The organism is Streptomyces sp. W16 (assembly GCF_033194735.1).
In the GTDB taxonomy this organism is placed as follows: domain Bacteria; phylum Actinomycetota; class Actinomycetes; order Streptomycetales; family Streptomycetaceae; genus Streptomyces.
Genome location: NZ_JAWOAI010001232.1, coordinates 1 through 255, shown reverse-complemented (window position 1 = coordinate 255; position 255 = coordinate 1). Strand labels below are relative to the sequence as shown.

At 58.4% G+C, this 255-nt stretch carries 1 rRNA gene; it reads right to left on the bottom strand.

Annotation, left to right across the window (positions count from 1 at the left end):
• Positions 1–255, bottom strand: a 23S ribosomal RNA gene (locus tag R6V09_RS54905); the annotation flags it as partial.

Below are 255 nucleotides of genomic sequence, written 5' to 3'. Positions count from 1 at the left end.
TGAGTCGGTTTAGGGTACGGGCCGCCATGAAACTCGCTAGAGGCTTTTCTCGACAGCATAGGATCATCCACTTCACCACAATCGGCTCGGCATCAGGTCTCAGACTATGTGTGATCCGGATTTGCCTAGACCACGTCCTACACCCTTACCCCGGGACAACCACCGCCCGGGCTGGACTACCTTCCTGCGTCACCCCATCACTCACCTACTACCACCTTGGGCCGGCGGCTCCACCACTTTCCATTCCCCGAAGGG